This window comes from Alteriqipengyuania triglochinis (genome assembly GCF_054655655.1).
This window is the reverse complement of sequence record NZ_BAAHNC010000003.1, coordinates 1-18,964: the sequence shown is the minus strand read 5'-3', so window position 1 is coordinate 18,964 and position 18,964 is coordinate 1. Positions and strand designations below refer to the sequence as shown.

Below are 18,964 nucleotides of genomic sequence, written 5' to 3'. Positions count from 1 at the left end.
GCGCTTACGGCGGCGGCAGGGCGCCCGCAAGCGCGGCGTGGCGGATCGGCCACGGGTGCGCACCTTCGTGATCGGCCCGCTTGTCCGCGCCCGGCCGCGCCCGTATCGCTGCCGGGCGATGACCCGAGCGTACGCGACACGCGTTCCTGCAAGCGACGACCCCTTGCTGGCCTGCATCGGCCTGACGCTCGGCTTTTTCCTGCTGTGCCTGTGGCGGCTGTGGCTGCCGAGCGGGCCTTTCTTCGACGAGATCCACTACCTGCCCGCCGCGCGCGAGCTGCTGACCGGGTTCGATTATCGCAACCCCGAGCATCCGCCGCTGGGCAAGGAGATCATCGCAGCTGGCATCGCGCTGTTCGGCGACAATCCGTGGGGCTGGCGCGCCTTTTCGGCGGTGGCGGGCGCGCTGGCGCTGTTCGCGGGGATGCGCGCGCTGTGGCATGCCAGTCTCAATCGCGATGCGGTGATCGCCTATGGCGTGCTGCTGGCGAGCGGCTTCCTGCTGTTGATCCATGCGCAGATCGCGATGCTCGACGTGTTCATGGCCGCCTTCTTCCTCACCGCGCTGTGGCAGCTGGCGGCCGCTTTCCGCGCCGGACGGGTGCGAACCGCGCGGGTACATCTGGCGCTGGCGGGCATTGCGCTGGGCTGCGCGATCGCATCGAAGTGGAACGCTGCGCCGCTAGCCCCCGCGCTCGGCCTGTTCTTCCTCGCCCTGCGGCTGCACGCGGCCGGGCCGGTGCGCGGCCTCTCCACCAGCAGGGGGGGGCCGGTGCCGGGGGTCTCGCTGGTCGAGGCGGCGCTGTGGCTTGGCGTGCTGCCGCTCGCGGTCTATTCCGCGACCTTCTGGCCTGCGTTCCATGTCGAGGGCGGACCCTTCGCCGGGATGGACCTGCTGGGCGCGCACCGCCACATGCTCGAACTCCAGCAGAGCGTGAAGGAAGCGCATCCCTACCAGTCGACCTGGTCGCAATGGGTGCTGGATACGCGCGCGATCTGGTATCTTTACGAGGTCACCGACGGCGCGCAGCGCGGGGTGATGCTGATCGGCAATCCGCTGACGATGTGGCTGGGCCTTGCGGGTGTCGCATGGTGCGGCTGGGCGGCCATCGCTCAGCGCCGGGTGGATGCGGGCGCGGTGTTCGTGCTCTATGCCGTCAGCATCGGCTTCTGGATCGTCGCGGCCAAGCCGATCCAGTTCTACTACCACTATTTCCTGCCGAGCTGCTTCCTGCTGGCGGCGCTGGCGCTGGCGATTGCGTGGCTGAAGGAGCGCGGAGGCGCCTGGGCCTATTGGGCGGTGCTGGCAGGCAGCGTGGGCGTGTTCGCGTACTTCTACCCGATCCTGAGCGCGGCCGAGTTGTGGGGCGAGCAGGCCTTCAACCAGTGGATGTGGCTCGACGGGTGGAGATAGGCTCCCTCTCCTCCCCCTTGAGGGGGAGGTCGGGTGGGGGTGTACGGCGCTGGGGGCTTGGACGGATCGAGCGATGAACGTCGAAGCCCCACCCCCCGGCCCCTCCCCATGGGGAGGGGAGATTGGGCGCGACTAGACTAGACGCGCCCCCAGACAAACCGGTTCGACAGCGCGTAATTCCACACCGCGCCGACCACGATTCCCCCCAGCGCGGCGGGCACCCAGTGAACCCCGCGCATCTGGAGGAAGCTCGCCAGCGCCACGTTGGCCAGCGCGCCGACCGCGCAGGCCGCGCAGAACACCGCCCAGCCGCGCAGCACCGCGCCCGCGCGCTTCAGCCGCTTGTCGCGATAGGTCAGCCAGTTGTTGAGCCAGAAGTTGAAGCTCATCGCGGCGAAGGTGGCGATCGCCTGCGCCTTCCAGAAGGTCGCGGTCATGCCGGGGTAGAACAGCGCCAGCACGCTCATGTGGACCAGCACGCCCGCCCCGCCGACCGTGCCGAACAGCATGAAACGGGTGGGGAAGATCCGCCCGAAATACCGCTCGTACAGCATCACGAGAAATTCGAACGCGACCGCGCGGTCAAGCTTGCTCTCGCCGCTGCGCCGCTCGCCGAAACGCATCGGCACTTCGGCCACCCGCAGCCGCCCGGGCGCGACCGAGAGGATGTCGAGCAGCACCTTGAACCCGATGCCCGAAAGGCGCGGGGCGAGCGCGCGGACCCGCGCCGTCTCGATCATGAAGAACCCGCTCATCGGGTCGCTCAGTTCCACCCCGGTCAGCGCGCGCGCCAGCCGGTTGGCGAGGCGCGATCCGCGTTCGCGCGCCGCGCTCGACAGGCCATTGGCATTGCCGCCCTCGGCAAAGCGCGAGGCGACCACGAGGTCCGCTCCGTCCCGCAGCTTTTCGAGCATTGCCGGGATCAGCGCAGGGTCGTGCTGGTGGTCCGCATCCATCACCGCAATCACCGGGGCGGGCGTCGCGCAGGCCCCCTCGATCACTGCGGAGGCGAGCCCGCGCCGCCCGATCCGCTGGAGGCACCGCAAGCGCGGATTGGCGAGGGCCAGCGCGCGGGCCTCGTCGGCCGTGCCATCGGTGCTGTCATCGTCGACGATGATCGCTTCCCAGTCGAGGCCGGCGAGCGCGTGCTCCAGCCGCTCGACCATCGGCGCAAGGTTCTCTCGCTCGTTGAGCGTGGGCAGGATGACCGCGATCTGTGGCATTAGCCCCCTCAAGCAATGCGTTCAGGCAATCCTGGCCAGCCGGTCCAGCAGCCGACCGCGCGCGGCCATAGCATCGCCATGCCGGTCGGCAAGCAGGTAGCGTTCGAGCGCGGGCGCGATCCTGCGCAGCGCGGCGATGGTTTCGGGCAAGTCGCCCGCTTGCGGTTTCATGCCGCCATAGCCCAGTTCGCGCAGCAGCAGCGACTCGTAGGACAGTAGCGCCGGGGCCCAGCCGCGCGCGGAGGGCGCATGGCAGATCGCGTCGAGCAATCCGCCCAGCGCGTCGTAGAGGCTCGGGTAGGGATTGCGCTCGGGCAGGGTCGAGGCGGTGAGCGCGGTGACCCACAGGATGGCCGCGGCGGGCAGCGGCTCGTTCAGCCACGGCGCGCGGCTGGTCACCAGCTCGACCTTGCCGAAGGGCAGCTGGCTGGCCGAGCGCGCGCGGATATCGGCCTCCACGCTATTGCCGGGGATCAGCACGGGCCGCAGCCGCCGCCCCTGCCCGCCCGCGACATAGGCCGCAACCAGCCCCGCCTCGTGCGTCAGCATGCGCGCGATCACGGCATTCTCTCCATGCGCGCGCCCGGCGAGGATGATGGCGGGGGCTTTGAGCTGCATGGGTCAGGCTTGCGCCTGTCTGGGCGGATTGGGTGTCAGGAGGAGCCAGGCGCAGGGCATTGGTGCGGACTAGCGGGTGCGGGGGTGTTTGGCGAGATTGTGCTGGCCGAGGGGTTGGCTGGGCCCCTGCCTGCGCAGGGGCGACGCTGAGTGGCGAGGGAAACAAACCTTCCCGTCGCCCCTGCGAAGGCAGGGGCCCAGATAAGGTTGGCAGCTATAGCTCAGCCATTGATCGTCTCAAAGAGGTCGTCCCAGCCCGGATTATCGCGCCGGATCAGCTTGAGCTTCCACTGCCGCTTCCAGCGCTTAATCGCCTTCTCGCGAGCGATCGCATCTTCGATCCGGTCGTAATGTTCCAGGTACACCAGCCGGGTCAGACCCACTTGCGGCAGAACTCCGACCCGCGCCCTTCGCGATGCGCGGTGATACGCGGTGCGAGGTCGGCGGTGACGCCAATATAAAGCGTGCCGTGCGGTGCGTTCGTCATGATGTAGACCCAGCCGCCGTGCATGGGTTTTGCATATCTCGCTGCGAGATGTTTGGCGAGATTGTACTAACCGTGAGGTCGGCTGGGCGTCGCCACCTCGAGCCCGACACCCAGAACCCTATCCCGCCATCGCCTCCTTGGACGCGTTCACCGCCATCGAACGCGGGCGACCTATCGACCAGTTGGCCTGCATCCGGACCTCCGGGTTGGGTGCGCACCAGATTTCGCCGGTGGCGTCGATCGCGGTCACCCACAGCAGGTTGTGTTCCTGCCCATAGTCGATGACGCCCAGGGCATGGCCGTCTCCCTTGCCCAACACATGGAGCGGGATCGGCGGATTAAGCTGTGTGAACATGGCGCGCAGACCTTTCTTGCAGCGAGGAAACGCACAAGCAGGCCGGGCGCACCCGATCCATCATTTCCTAGATTTCGCTGCAAAAGCGGCCGTTTGCCGCCCGCGCGGAACGGCTATTTCTGCTGTGCTTCCAGCGCATCGAGCCGGGCGGCCAGCGCCTCGTTCTCCGCCCGCGCCTTGGCGGCCATTTCCTTCACCGCCTCGAACTCCTCGCGGCTGACGAAGTCGAGCCCGCCGACGGTTTCCTTGATCCGCTCGCGCGCGCTTTCCTGCGCCTCGCGGGTCATCCCGGCGAAGGTGCCCGCGGCACCGTTCACCAGCTTCACGAAATCGGCGATCATGGGGTTCTGGCTCTGCATGGGAAAAGAGATGGCGCGCGGGCCCCGGTTTGTCCAGAGCCTGCGCCCAGCCGCTACAGATCGATCCGCTGGACAGCGCCGGTCGTCTCCGCTCCGTCGGCTTCGGGGTTCAGCTGCAGGATCTCGTAATTGAGGGCTGCGGCGAAGATCCCCCATGCAAGGTATGGCAGCAGCAGCAATGCGGCGAGTTTGCGGATGCGGTAGAACAGGATCATCGTGATCACGATCATCACGTCCAGCGCCGCGATCAGGTACAGCGCCCAGGCGATCTGGTGTTCGCCGAAGAAGAGCGGGGTCCACGCAAGGTTCATGGCGAACTGGATGATGAAGGCGGTGATCGCGATGCCGCGCCCCCTTGCGCCCCAGGCCGAACAGATCATCGCGAGAGCAAGGCCCATCATCACATACAGGATGCTCCACGCGATCGGGAACGCCGCTGCCCCGGGGTAGAAATCCGGCTTCTCGAGCGCGGCGAACCACGGGTTGCCGTCACCCGTCCCCGCAATCTTTCCGGCGAGGAAGCCGAGCAGGACGATGGCGGGCACCGTGAAGAGAGCCCATCGGATGAAGCTGGCGCGCAATTGCGCACGCGATGCCAGTGTCGTCATTGATCCCCCGAACTGCTTACTGCGGCGTCCTCTTGCCACTCACTCCCGACCCGACAAGCAAGGTGCGCGCCCCTATACCGAATTGGCACGCCGCCCGCACCTGTTCCTACGGCCGGGACGCGGAAATCAGAAACTCGACATTGCCCTTGGGCCCGGTGATCGGGCTTTCGACGATGCCCTGCACCTGCCAGCCGTTCGTTTCGAGCCAGTGACGCACCTCGTCGCACACGCGCTGGTGCAGCGCGGGATCGCGCACCACGCCGCCCTTGCCCACTTCCTCGCGCCCCACCTCGAACTGCGGCTTGATCAGGCTGACGAGGCGGCAGTGCGGAGCGGCCAGCTGCAGCGGGCGTTCGAGCACCTTGGCCATGCCGATGAAACTCGCATCGCACACCACCCAGTTACACGGCGCATCGATCTGTTCGGGCGTGAGGATGCGCGCACTGGTCTGCTCCAGCACGGTCACGCGATCGTCCTGGCGCAGCTTCCACGCCAGCTGGTTGGTCCCGCTGTCGACCGCGAAGACGCGAGCCGCGCCGCGCTGCAGCAGCACGTCGGTAAAGCCGCCGGTCGAACTGCCGATATCCATCGCGATGGCGCCGGTGGGGTCGAGATCGAACGCGTCGATCGCATGGGCCAGCTTGAGGCCGCCGCGGCTGACCCACGGATGGTCGCGCCCGCGCACGTCGAGCTCCGCGTCCTCGGCCACCGGCTGGCCCGGCTTGGCGATCTTGGTCTCGCCCGCGAACACCACGCCCGCCATCACCAGCGCCTGCGCCCGCGCGCGGCTCTCCGCAAGGCCCCGGGACACCAGCAACTGATCGACACGCATCTTCTTCGCCATGGGCTTCCTCTAGTTGAAGTTCACTTGCGTGAACACATGCGTCTCCCACCCCACCTCCCCACCCGGCCACCATATCGTGGGGGTACCCTTGGTGGCCGGGTGGGGAGGTGGGAGGACGGCTGCCCAAAAATCGAAGATGCATTAGACGTGGACCCCCACGCCGTCCAAGCGCATTGATGCAGGTATGAGCACACTTCGCATCGCCACCCCCGCCCGTGTCGCCCTTGCCTTGTCGCTGCTGGCGGTGACCTGCTGCCAGACGCCCGAGCCCCCGCCACCCGCGCCCGCGCCGCCGCCCGCGCCGGTCACCACCGCGCCGCCGCCGCAGGTGACGGTGCCGCCCGCGGACAACTGGATCGACCGGCCGCAGACACCGGGCGACTGGGCCTACGTGACCGAGCCGGGCGAGACGCTGGCGGTGTTCGGACGCGCGGGCGCGCCGGTGCTGGTCGTCGGGTGCGATCTCGCCAGCCGCAGGATCGGGATCACGCGCGCCACCGCCGCCCGCCGGCAGGAGGCTGCCGCGATGCGGATCACCGCCGAAACCACCGCGCGCCAGCTGATGGCGGAACCGGTCTCCGCCTCGCCCCCCCTGGTCGGCGTGACGCTCGACGCGCGCGATCCGCTGCTCGACGCGATGGCGATCACGCGCGGCCGCTTTGCGGTAGAGGTGGAAGGCGAGCCCGGCCTTTACGTCCCCGCATGGGCCGAAGTGACGCGGGTGATCGAAGACTGCCGCTGAGCATAGCGCGACCCAAACTGCGAAAATCCGGCGTCGGGGACGCGAATTCGCTGTCGCTCCGCCGCACTTGATGCGCGGAAGCGGCGGTCTTTTCGCGAGCGCACAAGTATGACGGGGAAAAAGATATTTACAAGGCTTGTGCTGGGGAAACAGGTGACTCAAAAAGGAACCTGAGAGCGGCGGTGCACGACGCTTCTCGGCCCCCGGTGATACGGTGCGGGTCTTGGCTTACAAGCGCGAAAGGAGGTGATCCGATGTCTCATGGTTCAGCATGGAGGTCGGCAAGTTTCCGCGCGGGGCACTATCGGTAAAGTCGCATACCCTTAGAGGCTTCGTGAGCGGCACTTCCTGGCCGCTGACCATGAAAGGGCAGTCTCTCCGACGGGCAGAGGCTGCCCTTTTCATGTGGGCAAGTGGACGTCGTCGTTCCGACTGTCGCCGATCACCGTTGCCTGACCTCGATCCCGCGGCTCGACCGCGCTTGCGCAAACTCCGCCGCCGCATCCGGATCGTCCGCAACCTTCGCACGCAGGAAGCGAGTCACCAGCCGAACGGCGGCGGCGTATCCGGCCTCTTCCCCGTAAACGAAGGAATGGTCCGAACTTTCGACCAGCAGCAGCGTGTGGTCGCCTTCCGGCAGCTTTTCGAACTGCGCGATCTGCACCGCAGGGTCCCCCGCGAACGGCTGCGCGACATCCTTTGGTCCGGTGATCGTCAGCGTTGGCACCGCAACCGTGTCGAACGCGCCGGGCGTCGCGGTCAGGCCGGGGATCGGCCCCGGCGATGAGAACATGACCACCGCTTTCATAGCCGGAACGCGCGCGTGCATCATCGAATCGAGCGCCCCGCCGCCCATCAGCGCGATCAGAGAGCCGTAGCTATGGCCGACGCCGCCCAGCGGCAGATCGGGATATTGCTGTTGCGCGTAGGCGGACACCGCCTGCAGTTCGGCCATGCGGCTCATGAAGGCGGTCTGGAGATCCTGCCGCTGTGCTTCAGGGATCAGGAGCGAGTCGGCATGCAGCGGGGCAAGGACGATCAGCCCCGCCTTCTGCAATTCGCCGATCAGCGGCATCAGGCGTTCGGGTGCAGAACCCGCGCCGTGGGACAGGAAGATCACGGCGGCAGGCTCGCCCACCGCATCGAAGACCGACACGTCGACGGTGCGACCGGCCACGGAGAGCTCGACCTGGCGGGCCGCGGAAGTTGGCGCCACGGCCGCAGCGGGAGGTTCGGCCGCCATCGGTCCGGCGCAAGCCTGCAGAGCACACGATGCAAACAGGAAAAGCGACAGCGAACGCAAGGATTTCATCGATTTGCCCTCCAGAACGATTGTCGAGCGCTATTCGGTTTGCGCGAGACGCACAATCACTCTCGCACCGGATCGCGGCGGCTTTGAGCATGAGCTCCGCCATCCCGGAGCGTAACTTTCGCAAAGTTTATCGCCGTAGTCGTGAAATTTTCCTCGAAAGGTCTTGCCCCGCGCGGCGCACGCGCATAACCGCCTGCGGCAAGGAGATATAAGCCCTATGGCCGACGCGCCGATGATCGATTTTGCCCACCTGCCCCACCCGGCTCCCGTCCCGTCCGAAACGCGCGACGAGGCACTGGCCGATCCCGGATTCGGATCGATCTTCACCGATCATATGGTGACTATCCGCTTCGACGCGGACCGGGTGGAGCGCGGCGAAGACGGCTGGTACGATGCGAAGCTGTGCCCGCGCGAGCCGATCCCGCTCGATCCCGCGGCGGCCGTGCTGCACTACGCGCAGGAAATCTTCGAAGGGATGAAGGCGTACCGGTGGGACGACGGCTCGGTCGCGCTGTTCCGGCCCGAACAGAACGCGCGCCGCCTCAACGCCAGCGCCCGCCGGATGGCGATGCCCGAACTGCCCGAGGAACTGTTCCTCGAATCGATCCGCAAGCTGGTCTCCGAGGATCGCGACTGGATGCCCACGGTCGAGGGCGGATCGCTCTACCTGCGGCCCTTCATGTTCGCGACCGAAGCCTTCCTCGGCGTGCGGCCCGCGCGCCAGTATCTCTACTGCCTGATCGCGAGCCCGGTGGGCAGCTACTTCAAGTCGGGCGTGAAGCCGGTCGACGTGTGGGTCAGCCGCGATCACGTGCGCGCGGCACCGGGCGGCACGGGTGCGGCGAAGACCGGCGGCAACTACGCCGCCAGCCTCGTGCCGCTGGCCGAAGGCACCGCGCAAGGCTGCCAGCAGACCGTCTTCCTCGACGCGATGGAGAAGAAGTGGATCGAGGAACTGGGCGGCATGAACCTGTTCTTCGTGTTCGAGGATGGCAGCGCGATCACCCCGCCGCTGACCGGCACGATCCTGCCCGGCATCACGCGCGACAGCCTGATCCAGATGCTGCGCGACGAAGGGCTGCAGGTGCGTGAGGAGCCGTATTCGATCGACCAGTGGCACGCCGATGCGGCCAAGGGCCACCTGATCGAGACCTTCGCCTGCGGCACCGCCGCGGTCGTGACCCCGGTCGGCACCGTCAACGGACCCGACGGCACTTTCACCATCGGCAGCGGCGGGACCGGGCAGCTGACGCAGAAGCTGCGCGACCGGCTGGTCGGCATCCAGACGGGCACCGCGCCCGATCCGCATAGCTGGGTGATGAAGCTGGATTGACCGGCCCGGCTCAGGCGCTCTTCCTGAGCATCGGCGACGGGCCCGGGTCGCCTTCCGGAGCGAGGCGTACGAGATTGCGCCCTGCTTTCTTGGCTGCATACAGGGCCGCATCGGCGCGCTCTATCAGTGCGTCGGCAGACATTGCTGCGCTGTTTCGCAAGGCGACGCCGATACTGACGGTTACCGAGACGCGCCCGACCAGGTCGAGCACGACGGGCCGTTGCGCTACCGCGCGACGCGCCCGTTCGGCAAAGCCCAGCGCCTCTTCTTCGCTGCACTTCTCGACCACGACGACGAATTCCTCGCCACCGTAGCGCGCAACGGTGGTGCCGGGCGCCGCAAACTGCTTCTCGAGTTCCTTCGCGACCTGCTTCAGCGCCCGGTCGCCAGCGATATGTCCGTAGCTGTCGTTGAACTGCTTGAAGCAATCGACATCGATCATCATCACCGCCAGATCATCGCCGCTGCTGGCCGCACCGCTATAGGCGGTATCGAAAATCCGTTCGAAATAGCGGCGGTTGGGCAGGCCGGTCAGGTCGTCTCGATGCGAGAGTTCGCGCAGCTGCTCGTTCGCCTCCATCAGACGCTCCGAGGCGAACCGCCCGCGAAGGGCATACAGGAAATTGCGGTCCCTCAGCATCGCGGTGCGCAACGGCACGGCGAGCGAGACGAGACCGATCGCCGAAAGATAGGCGAGCGTCGCAAGCGCCTGTCGCGCGGGTGCGGGCGGCAGGGCGGCCCAGACGGACCATAAGGCCGCGAGCGACGCCAAGAGCATGATGGTGATCGACCTTGGCCGCAGCGGCATGACCACGACTGCAAGGACCACGATCAGGGCCGAGCCCATGACATATTCGTTTAGCGTCGACGCCCCGTGATGCATGCCGAGGTACCCCGCCACGCCCGCAAAGCACACCACCGCCAGGATCGACGTCCAGCGCTGGAGCACCCAGCCTCCTTTCAGCGCGGCGTAGATTGCGAAAACATAGGCTGGAACCACCAGGCCGAGGCGCAGGATCAGGGCCTGTTCGAAGATCTCCGGGCCATGCGAATAGTCGAGCGGGAGGCAAAAAAAGCAGGAAACAAGCGCGATCGCATTGACGAAAGCCAGCTCCCGCCTGCGACGCGGTGCCTGCTCGTCGCGCCAAAGCTTGCGCAGCTCGGCAGGCCATTGGCGGAAGGGCAGGCCGGTATCCGCGACCTGTTCCACCATGCCTTCGAAATCGGGCTGAAAATTTGCATCCGGCTTCACGGGCGCGGGTTTAGGGCCAAGCGGTTAACACGTCCCTTCCACCGACTGCGCAACCCTGCCTACAGCCGCGGGCGGACAAGGAAGCGCTTGGTAAAGGTTTCGCTGGGCCGCAGCACCAGAATCGCGACGCCCCCTACCGCAATGGCTCCGCCCAGCAGCAGTGGCACCCCGACGGGGTCGCCGGTCAGCCATGCGCCCAGTGCCACCGTCATCAGCGGATGCAGCAGGGTGAAGGGCACCACCAGGTTCGCGTCATGCTCCTTCAGGGCGTTGAAATAGATCACATGCGCGTAAACCGAAACGATCAGTCCGGCGAAGATCAGGCAGCCCAGCAGCTTGAACGGATCGGTCATGAGCGGCTCTATCGGAATGGGTTCGGTTACGAAGGCGAAGGGCAGCAGCACCGCGAAGGAAGCGAAGGCAGACCATGCCTGCAGTTGCTTGCCACCCACATCGATCTTCTTGACGTAGACCGCGCCCAGCGCACCGACGAGACACGAAAGCCCGATCCAGCCGAGCCCGGCAGAACTCTCCCACCCCGAAGGCGATGCGACCGCGATCACCACCCCGATGATCGCCAGCGCAATGCCGAGGCCGCGCCGCCAGCCCACGTGTTCGCCCAGCAGGACGATCGCCAGCAGCACCGTCATCGGCGCGCCCGAGAGGCTGACGATCCCTGCGGTAGAAGGGCTGGCCGATTTCAGCCCGATCGCCAGCAGCGCGAAGGATCCGCCCCCGATCGCGAGGCCGACCGCGGCCACGATGGGCCAGTTTTTCGGCAGCGGCCTCAGGAACGGCACGAGGACCAGCATGCTCACCAGCGCGCGCAGGGCGGCATAGAAGATCGGCGGCATGCCGAGGTCGGCCACCGCGATCTTGCTGACCACCACGTTGAGTGCCCACAGCAGATTGACGAGGACGAGCAGCGCGATGGTCCGGCTAGGCATTGGGCGCCCCTAGCGCCCGCTTGGCGCCCACGCAATCGCGCGCGGTGCAGGTCCGGCGGAGCGTTGCGCATCATCCGACGAGCCCCCGCGGGGACCCCGGGCCCTGACGGGCTCTACTTCCGCTTCTTCTCGGGCTTCTTGCCCCAGCCGTTCTGGAGCGCGGTGGCGTTGGCCTGATCCTGAAGGACGCGCGAGACGGTCTCCATTTCACGCCGCTCGTCGTCGGAGACGACTCCGTCATTGTCATACGTGGATGCGAGGAGACCGATCCTGCCCTGCTCGCGCCGCAGGGCACGCGCCTGCCGCTTGGTCAGCTGGCCTGTATCGCGCAGCGTGTCGATCCGCCGGTCGTTCTCGCGCAGTTCGGTCAGGACGGCCACGGTGTTCTCGTCCGGACCGGGGCCGTTGCGCAATTCCTGGTAGGTTCCGATACCCGCGAGGCCGCCGCCGCCCGTGCCCATGTCCGCACATCCGGCCAGCATCACGGCGAGAGCCGGGGCGAGCGCTGCGTAGACCAACCGCTGCTTCGTCATGACGATCTCCCTGTAGCGCACAGAAGGTCCGCCAGAGCGCATGAATTGCGGGTTAACGCCTAGTCTTCGGGAATATTGGCTTCGATCTCGGCTAGCCACACGTCGGCGACCGCATCGCTCGGCGCGCGCCAGTCGCCGCGCGGGGACAGCGCCCCGCCCATCGAGACCTTGGGCCCATTGGGCATCGCGCTGCGCTTGAACTGGCTGAAGCCGAAGAAACGGCGGCAGAACACCGCGAGCCAGTGGCGCACCTCGGCCAGCGAATAGGCGCGCTTGGCATCCTCGGGGAAGCCGATCGGCCAGTCGCCCGCGTCCGCATCCTTCCACGCGCTCCACGCGAGGAAGGCGACATGGCTGGGCGCGAGTCCGTAGCGGGCGATGTGGTGGAGGAAGAAATCGTGCAACCCGTAGGGCCCGATCTGGTCCTCGGTGCTCTGGATCGCACCACCCTCGTCCGCCGGGATCAGCTCGGGGCTGATCTCGGTACCCAGCACGTCTTCCAGCACGGTGTTGAGATCGGGGCTGAACTGGTCGGTCGCGATCATCCAGCGCATCAGGTACTGGATCAGCGTCTTGGGCACGCCCGCATTGACGCCATAATGGCTCATCTGGTCGCCAACGCCGTAGGTGCACCAGCCCAGCGCCATTTCCGAAAGGTCGCCGGTACCGATCACGAAACCGTTATGATGCCCGGCAAGCCGGAAGAGGTAATCGGTGCGCAGACCCGCCTGCACATTCTCGAACGTGGTGTCGTAGACCTTTTCGCCATCGGCGTAGGGATGGCCGATATCGGCCAGCATGCGTTCGGCCGCGGGTACGATGTCGATCGTCTCGGCTATGATGCCCGCCGCTTCCATCAGCTTGACAGCATTGTCGCGCGTGCGGTCGGACGTGCCGAAGCCGGGCATGGTGTAGCCGCGGATCGTCGTGCGCGGCAGGCCCAAGCGGTCGCAGGCGATGCACGCCACCAGCAGCGCATGGGTCGAATCGAGCCCGCCCGAAATGCCCAGCACAAGGGCTTTCGCGCCCGTCGCCTCGATCCGCCGCATCAGCGCATCGACCTGGATATTGACCGCCTCGTAGCAATCTTCGTCCAGCGTCTTTGGATCGGCCGGCACGAAGGGGAAGCGGCGCACCGGGCGCATGAGGTCACCCGTGACCGACTGGTGATTATGGGTGAAGGCGACCCGGCGATACCAGTCTTCCGGGCGGCCCGCCGCCTCGCTCGCATCGTGGAAGGTGCCGTTGCGCGTCCGGTCGGCGACGATGCGCGCGGTGTCGATATCGATCGCGCACAGTTCGGCGGTGAGATCGAAGCGCACGCTTTCCTTCACCAGCGCGCCCAGCTCGTAGATCACGCCCTGCCCGTCCCACGCGAGGTCGGTGGTGCTCTCGCCATGCCCGCTCGCCGAATAGGCATAGGCGCACATGGCCCGGCTCGAACTGGACTGGCAGTGCGAGTGGCGGTCGGTCGCGCGGCCGATGGTGACCGGAGAGGCGGAGAGGTTGCACAGGATGTTCGCGCCCGCCATCGCGGCCATCATGCCGGGCGGTTGCGGCGCCCAGAAATCCTCGCAGATCTCCATCCCGAAAGTGAAGCCGGGCAGGTTGTCGGCGGCGAAGATCACATCGGTGCCGAAGGGTGCCTCGTGGCCCGCCAGCGTCACGTCGAGCCCGTGGCAATTGCGCCCGTGGGTAAACTGCCGCTTTTCGTAGAACTCGCGATAATTGGGCAGGTAGCTCTTGGGGACGACGCCCAGCAGGCGTCCGTCGGCAATCGCGAGCGCGCAATTGTAGAGCCGCGCGCCGCGCCGCACCGGTGCGCCGATCACCAGCACGGTGGTCAGCCCCGCGCTTTCCTCCACGATCCGCCCGATTGCGTCTTCGGCCGCGGCGATCACCGCGTCCTGCAGGTGCAGGTCGTCGATCGCGTAGCCGGTGACGCACAGTTCTGGATAGACCGCGAGGTCGACCCCCGCCTCGTGCGCGTGGTGCGCTTCTTTCAGGATACTGTCGGTATTGCCGCCGACATCGGCAGGCCGCACGCGCGGCGTGCAGGTTGCGACGCGCACGAAGCCGTGCGTGTGCAGATCGAAGAAGGGGTGTGCGCGTTCAGCCATCAGGCTGGGCTGTGCCCGCATGGCACGCGCGAGACAAGGGCTGGCGCGCGCGTGCCTCCGTCCCGCGCCCGGTCAAGCGCGCTGCGTCTGCAACGGCGTGCGGGTCAGGGTGACGCGGCAGCCCTGCTCGTTCACCTCGATATCCTGGTCCGCCCCGGCCTGGTTGGCGAAGGTGCGCATCAGGCTCTTGCCCAGCCCGCCATCGGCGTCGCTGGCCGCGGCAATGCCCGCGCCGTTGTCGCGCACCTCGAGCCGCCAGTCGCTCGGCGATCCTTCGAGCAGGATCGTCAGCGCGCCCTCGCGGCCGTCGCCGAAGGCATATTTCGCCGCATTGGTGAGCGCTTCGTTGAGGAACAGCCCGATCGCGACCGCCTGGTCACGCGGCAGCGGGATCGCCGCGATGCGGCGGTTCACTGCCACGTTGTCGTCGAAAGAGGCGTGCACCAGATGGTCGATCACATCCTCGAGATAGCTCGCCATGTCGATCGCGCCTTCCTTGCGCTCGGCCCCGTCGACGGCCAGCTGCGCATAGGCGCGGCTGAAGGAGAACACGCGGTTCGCCGCATCTTCCAGCGCGGCGGCGGCGGCGGGATTGTCCTGCCGGCGCTTCTGCAGCTCGATCATGCTGGCAACCAGCGCGAAGTTGTTCTTCGTGCGATGCTGCAGCTCGGCCATCAGCCAGCGCCGCCGGTCGAGCGATTCGTGCAGCTCCGCCTCGCGCACGCGCACCGCCGCGCGGAAAATCTCCGCCAGCACGACCACCACGCAGCACGACAGGAAGTTGATCAGCACCCGCGCAGTGTCGCTATCCTGGGCGAAATCGAACGACCAGCTGAACGGGAGTACGACGTACCAGGCCCACAGGAAGGAGAGGATCAGGCACACCACCCCCGCCCACAGGCGGCCGAACAAGGTCGCAATCAGGACGGTGGGATAGACCAGCGCGAAGGGGCCGGACGTCGGCGCGACGATATCGATCAGTGCGCGCAGGCCGATCATCGCGAGGGCCAGACACAGACCGAACACGATCTGTGCAGCGAGCGGCGAAACGCTTCCCGGCAGAAAATTGGCCGCATCGACTGCGGTCAGCTTGTGATTGGGCAAATGCGTTCTCTTCCTGCACCCCGCGAACCATGCCGGATTCGACAAACGCGTGGGTGGACACTTTCTAGCAGCCGCCGGACAAATAATCGACTGATCAATATCAAGTCCCCGCGCGAGGACTTATGCGGCGAGGAGCCCCTCGATCGGCGGCGCATCTTCGAGAAAGGCGATCAGCCCGCGCTCCTCGCGCGATAGCCATTTGGTCCGCCGCGGCAGGGAGAGCTTCCGGCGCCAGTCCCCCTGGCGGTCCATCAGATCGAATACGGCGGGATGGATGTAGCTCTTCCGGGTGATCGCGGGCGTATTGCCCAGATGTTCGGCCACATTTTCCGTCAACGCCTTGATCGTCAGATCCTCGCGCGCGCTCGCCAGCAGGCCAAAGGCCATGACACTGGCATGCCAGGTGCGGAAATCCTTGGCGGTGACGGCCTCGCCCATCGTTTCGCGCAGGTAGGCGTTGACGTGGCTGGAGGTAACATCGCGCACCGTGCCCCCGTCATCGACGAAGGAGAACAGGTCCTGCCCGTCCAGATCCTGCATCTGGCGCACGATCTTCGCCAGATGCGTATCGGTCAGGCTGAGATCGCGCTCCTTGCCCGATTTCGCGCGAAAGCGAAATCGCAGCGTCTTGCCGCGCACGGTAACATGGTGGCTCTTGATCGTGGTCGCGCCGTAGCTGCCATTGTCGCGCGCGTAGCTGTCGTTCCCGATCCGGATCGCGCCGAGGTCGAGCAGACGGATCACGCCCGCCAGCGCACGCGGCAGGCCCATGTCGGCGCTGTCGAAGTCGTCGACCACACGCTTGCGGACCAGCGGCAGCAGCCTGCCGAAGGCGAGGCAGCGATCGAACTTCTCGCTCTCGCGTGTCGCGCGGAATTCGGGGTGGTAGCGATATTGCTTGCGCCCCTTGGCGTCGTAGCCGGTGGCGAGGATGTGGCCGTTGGGCGCGGGGCAGAACCAGCAATCGACATAGGCGGGTGGCAGGGCGATCGCGTTGAGCCGGTCGCGCTCCGCCGAATCGCGGATCAGTGCGCCCTCGGGATCGTAATAAGCCCAGCCCTTGCCCGCGCCTTTGCGGGTAATTCCCGGCAGGCTGTCGTCGACGAAGATCAGCTTGGATGAGGGGGCGGTCATGGTGAGAAGGAAAGCTCCGGCGCGCGCTTGCGGTTCCCTCCCCCGCGCCCACATGGACCAAAGGACGTTACCCAACCGAACGCAGGAGCATTGCGATGAGCGACTACACGCCGCCGAAAGTCTGGACATACGACGCCGAAAACGGCGGCAGGTTCGCCAATATCAATCGCCCCACCGCCGGCGCGCGCGAGGACAAGGCGCTGCCCGCAGGCAAGCATCCCTTCCAGCTCCACTCGCTCGCCACGCCCAACGGCGTGAAGGCGACGATCATGCTGGAGGAACTGCTCGAGGCCGGGCACGCAGCGGAATACGACGCCTACACGATCAATATCGGCGAGGGGGAGCAGTTCACCTCCGGCTTCGTGGCGATCAACCCGAACTCGAAGATCCCCGCACTGGTCGACCGCACAGGCGAAGCACCGATCCGCGTGTTCGAGAGCGGCGCGATCCTGCTGCATCTGGCGGAGAAGTTCGACGCGTTTCAGCTGACCGGTCCTGGCCGCGCCGAAATGCTCAGCTGGCTGTTCTGGCAGATCGGCAGCGCGCCCTTCATCGGCGGCGGGTTCGGCCATTTCTACGCCTATGCGCCCGAGAAATTCGAATACCCGATCAATCGCTATGCGATGGAAACCAAGCGGCTCTTCAGCGTGGCCGACCAGCGACTGGGCGAAGCGCGCTTCCTCGCCGGCGACGACTACACCATCGCGGACATCGCCGCCTTCTCGTGGCTCGCCCCCTTCGTCGAAGGCAATATCTACGAGGATGCCAAGACCTTCCTCTCGATCGACGAGTACGCCAACGTTGTGCGCTGGGTCGGCGAGATCGGCAAGCGCCCGGCGGTGAAGCGCGGGCGGATCGTCAACAAGGTCTGGGGCGACGAAGCCTCGCAGCTGCGCGAGAGGCACTCGGCCGCCGATTTCGAAGGCAAGGTGCTGGAACCGAGCAAGCCGGTTTAATCGCCCCCGCCTGACCGTCTACCTCACCCCGGGTCAAGCCCGGGGTGACGGCTTGTGATAGTGCCTACCCCAGCCGCTCCGCCAGCCGGGCCATGAACGCCGCGCCCTTTTCCAGCTGATCGAGCGCGATCCACTCGTCGGGCTGGTGCGCCTGTTCGATCGAGCCGGGGCCGCAGATCACGGTCGGGAAGCCCGCCGCCTGGAACTGTCCGCCCTCGGCCGCGAAGGCGACCTGGCCAGGCGCGGCATTCTCGCCCGTCAGCGCGCGCACGAACGCCACCGCGTCCTCGCTCCCCGCGGGAGTCATCGGCGGGGTGTTCGCGTGCTGCTCCACCCGCACGCCTGCATCCGCGAAGCGGCCTTTCATCTCGGCATCCAGCGCCGCGCACCGCGCCTTGAACGGGGCGAGGATCGCCGCGGCATCTTCCCCCGGCGGGCAGCGCAGGTCGAACTGGAAGCGGGCGTGGCCCGCAAGGATGTTGGACGCGGTGCCGCCCTCCATCACCCCGATCGTCAGCGTCGCCTGCGGCGGCTCGAAGCCGTTGGCCGGATCGGCCCGCGCGCGCAGCTCTTCCGCCAGTGCGAGCAATTCGTTCATCAGCCCGACCGCGACGCCGTTGGCCGAAATGCCGTGATCGACCAGCGAGGAATGCGCCTCGTGCCCGCGCACGGTCACCTCGTGCACCGCGATGCCCTTGTGCCCGGTGATGATGCCCATCCCGCTCGGCTCGCCCACGATGGCGAGGCGCGGGGTGGGAATGATCTCCGCCATGCGCGCGATCATCGAAGGCGCGCCCTTGCAGCCGACCTCCTCGTCGTAGCTCAGCGCCAGATGCACCGGCAATTTCCCGGCAACGAAACGCGGCACGAAGGCGAGCGCGAAGGCGATAAAGCCCTTCATGTCCGCCACCCCGCGGCCGTAGAGCTTCCCGTCCGCTTCGCGCACGGTCCACGGATCGCTCGACCAGTCCTGCCCGTCGACCGGGACCACGTCGGTATGCCCCGACAGGATCACGCCGCCCTCGACCGACGGTCCGCAGCTCGCGAAGAGGTTGGCCTTCTGCCCGCTCTCGTCCGGGACGCGCTGCGATGACACGCCGTGCTGCGTCAGATAATCCTCCACCCACTCGATCAGCGTGAGGTTGCTGTTGCGCGAGGTCGTGTCGAACCCGACTAGCGTGTCGAGAATGGTGCGGGCGGTGGCAAGATCGGTCATGGTCATGGCTTAACCGGCCCGACGCGGCATGGCACCCCTTCACATCCACGCCTGCGGCGCTATAGGGACGGTCCGCCGGCACATTGGGGTGTAGCCAAGTGGTAAGGCACCGGTTTTTGGTACCGGCATTCGCAGGTTCGATCCCTGCCACCCCAGCCAGCCTTTTGGCAGCTATCAAGAGGCTGAAACTCTTGAAGTTTCTTTCGATAGCGAGATGTCGCTCAACGCATCTCCACTAACGGCTGAGCCCGGGGCGGATCCGATTGAGCCGAGCCACCCAGAGGCGAATCCAGAAAAAATCGCGTTTCCGCTCAACCTGAACAGGTAGAGGGTATGCTCGAGCATCTTGGCGCGCGCCGATCGGCTGACCCTTAACGAGGATCGGGTGCGAGAGCACTTGCAAGCGG

General features: G+C 66.6%; 18 protein-coding genes, 1 tRNA gene and 1 pseudogene. 5 read left to right on the top strand and 15 right to left on the bottom strand.

Annotated features, from left to right (window positions below):
- Positions 1-118: 118 nt before the first annotated feature.
- Positions 119-1,414 carry a phospholipid carrier-dependent glycosyltransferase gene (locus tag ACYQ0L_RS10240; RefSeq protein WP_459789054.1) on the top strand — a complete coding sequence of 432 codons (1,296 nt, stop codon included), beginning with the start codon at positions 119-121 and terminating at the stop codon, positions 1,412-1,414.
- A 137-nt stretch (positions 1,415-1,551) separates the two neighbouring features.
- Here the strand turns inward: ACYQ0L_RS10240 and ACYQ0L_RS10235 are convergent, their stop codons facing one another.
- The 7 genes and pseudogenes from ACYQ0L_RS10235 to ACYQ0L_RS10205 all read right to left on the bottom strand — a co-directional run bounded on the left by ACYQ0L_RS10235 (position 1,552) and on the right by ACYQ0L_RS10205 (position 5,908).
- Positions 1,552-2,637, bottom strand: a complete 1,086-nt coding sequence (locus ACYQ0L_RS10235; protein WP_459789053.1) for a glycosyltransferase — start codon at positions 2,635-2,637, stop codon at positions 1,552-1,554.
- Between the two features lie 21 nt (positions 2,638-2,658).
- Complete coding sequence (gene recO, locus ACYQ0L_RS10230) at positions 2,659-3,255, bottom strand: DNA repair protein RecO (protein ID WP_459789052.1); 597 nt, start codon at positions 3,253-3,255, stop codon at positions 2,659-2,661.
- Between the two features lie 221 nt (positions 3,256-3,476).
- Positions 3,477-3,766, bottom strand: a pseudogene (locus ACYQ0L_RS10225) (GIY-YIG nuclease family protein).
- 94 nt (positions 3,767-3,860) lie between these two features.
- Positions 3,861-4,097, bottom strand: coding sequence for a hypothetical protein (locus tag ACYQ0L_RS10220; protein ID WP_459789051.1), 237 nt, complete (start codon positions 4,095-4,097; stop codon positions 3,861-3,863).
- A 113-nt stretch (positions 4,098-4,210) separates the two neighbouring features.
- Positions 4,211-4,456: an accessory factor UbiK family protein gene (locus tag ACYQ0L_RS10215; protein WP_459789050.1), complete on the bottom strand. Its 246-nt coding sequence runs from the start codon at positions 4,454-4,456 to the stop codon at positions 4,211-4,213.
- A gap of 53 nt (positions 4,457-4,509) precedes the next feature.
- Positions 4,510-5,064, bottom strand: coding sequence for a TspO/MBR family protein (locus ACYQ0L_RS10210; RefSeq protein ID WP_459789049.1), 555 nt, complete (start codon positions 5,062-5,064; stop codon positions 4,510-4,512).
- 106 nt (positions 5,065-5,170) lie between these two features.
- The gene (locus ACYQ0L_RS10205; RefSeq protein ID WP_459789048.1) at positions 5,171-5,908 is read right to left on the bottom strand and encodes a TlyA family RNA methyltransferase; all 738 of its coding nucleotides are present in this window, start codon (positions 5,906-5,908) and stop codon (positions 5,171-5,173) included.
- A gap of 184 nt (positions 5,909-6,092) precedes the next feature.
- Here ACYQ0L_RS10205 and ACYQ0L_RS10200 point away from each other — a divergent pair, with 184 nt between their 5' ends.
- On the top strand, positions 6,093-6,650 hold the full coding sequence (locus ACYQ0L_RS10200; RefSeq protein WP_459789047.1) for a hypothetical protein: 558 nt from the start codon (positions 6,093-6,095) through the stop codon (positions 6,648-6,650).
- A 442-nt stretch (positions 6,651-7,092) separates the two neighbouring features.
- On the opposite strand, the gene ACYQ0L_RS10195 is transcribed toward ACYQ0L_RS10200, so the two are convergent.
- Positions 7,093-7,827 carry an alpha/beta hydrolase gene (locus tag ACYQ0L_RS10195; RefSeq protein ID WP_459789046.1) on the bottom strand — a complete coding sequence of 245 codons (735 nt, stop codon included), beginning with the start codon at positions 7,825-7,827 and terminating at the stop codon, positions 7,093-7,095.
- A gap of 352 nt (positions 7,828-8,179) precedes the next feature.
- Between ACYQ0L_RS10195 and ACYQ0L_RS10190 the strand changes: the two genes are divergently transcribed.
- Entirely contained in the window at positions 8,180-9,295 is a 1,116-nt protein-coding gene (locus tag ACYQ0L_RS10190) for a branched-chain amino acid aminotransferase (protein ID WP_459789045.1), read from the top strand.
- A gap of 10 nt (positions 9,296-9,305) precedes the next feature.
- On the opposite strand, the gene ACYQ0L_RS10185 is transcribed toward ACYQ0L_RS10190, so the two are convergent.
- The 6 genes from ACYQ0L_RS10185 to ACYQ0L_RS10160 form a co-directional block, all read right to left on the bottom strand.
- Positions 9,306-10,547: a GGDEF domain-containing protein gene (locus ACYQ0L_RS10185; RefSeq protein WP_459789044.1), complete on the bottom strand. Its 1,242-nt coding sequence runs from the start codon at positions 10,545-10,547 to the stop codon at positions 9,306-9,308.
- Between the two features lie 59 nt (positions 10,548-10,606).
- Positions 10,607-11,494, bottom strand: a complete 888-nt coding sequence (locus ACYQ0L_RS10180; protein WP_459789043.1) for a DMT family transporter — start codon at positions 11,492-11,494, stop codon at positions 10,607-10,609.
- 113 nt (positions 11,495-11,607) lie between these two features.
- Positions 11,608-12,027 carry a hypothetical protein gene (locus ACYQ0L_RS10175; protein WP_459789042.1) on the bottom strand — a complete coding sequence of 140 codons (420 nt, stop codon included), beginning with the start codon at positions 12,025-12,027 and terminating at the stop codon, positions 11,608-11,610.
- A 59-nt stretch (positions 12,028-12,086) separates the two neighbouring features.
- On the bottom strand, positions 12,087-14,147 hold the full coding sequence (locus tag ACYQ0L_RS10170) for an NAD(+) synthase (RefSeq protein WP_459789041.1): 2,061 nt from the start codon (positions 14,145-14,147) through the stop codon (positions 12,087-12,089).
- A gap of 72 nt (positions 14,148-14,219) precedes the next feature.
- Positions 14,220-15,251, bottom strand: a complete 1,032-nt coding sequence (locus ACYQ0L_RS10165) for a sensor histidine kinase (protein WP_459789040.1) — start codon at positions 15,249-15,251, stop codon at positions 14,220-14,222.
- A 120-nt stretch (positions 15,252-15,371) separates the two neighbouring features.
- Positions 15,372-16,385: a DNA topoisomerase IB gene (locus tag ACYQ0L_RS10160; protein ID WP_459789039.1), complete on the bottom strand. Its 1,014-nt coding sequence runs from the start codon at positions 16,383-16,385 to the stop codon at positions 15,372-15,374.
- Between the two features lie 95 nt (positions 16,386-16,480).
- Here ACYQ0L_RS10160 and yghU point away from each other — a divergent pair, with 95 nt between their 5' ends.
- The gene (yghU, locus tag ACYQ0L_RS10155) at positions 16,481-17,341 is read left to right on the top strand and encodes a glutathione-dependent disulfide-bond oxidoreductase (RefSeq protein WP_459789038.1); all 861 of its coding nucleotides are present in this window, start codon (positions 16,481-16,483) and stop codon (positions 17,339-17,341) included.
- A 64-nt stretch (positions 17,342-17,405) separates the two neighbouring features.
- Here yghU and argE read toward each other — a convergent pair whose 3' ends face one another.
- Entirely contained in the window at positions 17,406-18,557 is a 1,152-nt protein-coding gene (gene argE, locus ACYQ0L_RS10150; RefSeq protein WP_459789037.1) for an acetylornithine deacetylase, read from the bottom strand.
- An 84-nt stretch (positions 18,558-18,641) separates the two neighbouring features.
- On the opposite strand from argE, the gene ACYQ0L_RS10145 reads away from it, so the two are divergent.
- Positions 18,642-18,716: transfer RNA gene (locus ACYQ0L_RS10145), tRNA-Gln, on the top strand.
- Positions 18,717-18,964: the final 248 nt, after the last annotated feature.

Excerpts from the sequence above, each read along its gene's own strand:
- ACYQ0L_RS10210 (WP_459789049.1), bottom strand. The coding sequence starts at position 5,064 with ATGACGACACTGGCATCGCGTGCGCAATTGCGCGCCAGCTTCATCCGA.
- ACYQ0L_RS10200 (WP_459789047.1), top strand. The coding sequence starts at position 6,093 with ATGAGCACACTTCGCATCGCCACCCCCGCCCGTGTCGCCCTTGCCTTG.
- ACYQ0L_RS10240 (WP_459789054.1), top strand. The coding sequence starts at position 119 with ATGACCCGAGCGTACGCGACACGCGTTCCTGCAAGCGACGACCCCTTG.
- ACYQ0L_RS10175 (WP_459789042.1), bottom strand. The coding sequence starts at position 12,027 with ATGACGAAGCAGCGGTTGGTCTACGCAGCGCTCGCCCCGGCTCTCGCC.
- recO (WP_459789052.1), bottom strand. The coding sequence starts at position 3,255 with ATGCAGCTCAAAGCCCCCGCCATCATCCTCGCCGGGCGCGCGCATGGA.
- yghU (WP_459789038.1), top strand. The coding sequence starts at position 16,481 with ATGAGCGACTACACGCCGCCGAAAGTCTGGACATACGACGCCGAAAAC.
- ACYQ0L_RS10180 (WP_459789043.1), bottom strand. The coding sequence starts at position 11,494 with ATGCCTAGCCGGACCATCGCGCTGCTCGTCCTCGTCAATCTGCTGTGG.
- ACYQ0L_RS10205 (WP_459789048.1), bottom strand. The coding sequence starts at position 5,908 with ATGGCGAAGAAGATGCGTGTCGATCAGTTGCTGGTGTCCCGGGGCCTT.
- ACYQ0L_RS10215 (WP_459789050.1), bottom strand. The coding sequence starts at position 4,456 with ATGCAGAGCCAGAACCCCATGATCGCCGATTTCGTGAAGCTGGTGAAC.
- ACYQ0L_RS10160 (WP_459789039.1), bottom strand. The coding sequence starts at position 16,385 with ATGACCGCCCCCTCATCCAAGCTGATCTTCGTCGACGACAGCCTGCCG.
- ACYQ0L_RS10190 (WP_459789045.1), top strand. The coding sequence starts at position 8,180 with ATGGCCGACGCGCCGATGATCGATTTTGCCCACCTGCCCCACCCGGCT.
- ACYQ0L_RS10220 (WP_459789051.1), bottom strand. The coding sequence starts at position 4,097 with ATGTTCACACAGCTTAATCCGCCGATCCCGCTCCATGTGTTGGGCAAG.
- ACYQ0L_RS10170 (WP_459789041.1), bottom strand. The coding sequence starts at position 14,147 with ATGGCTGAACGCGCACACCCCTTCTTCGATCTGCACACGCACGGCTTC.
- ACYQ0L_RS10235 (WP_459789053.1), bottom strand. The coding sequence starts at position 2,637 with ATGCCACAGATCGCGGTCATCCTGCCCACGCTCAACGAGCGAGAGAAC.
- argE (WP_459789037.1), bottom strand. The coding sequence starts at position 18,557 with ATGACCGATCTTGCCACCGCCCGCACCATTCTCGACACGCTAGTCGGG.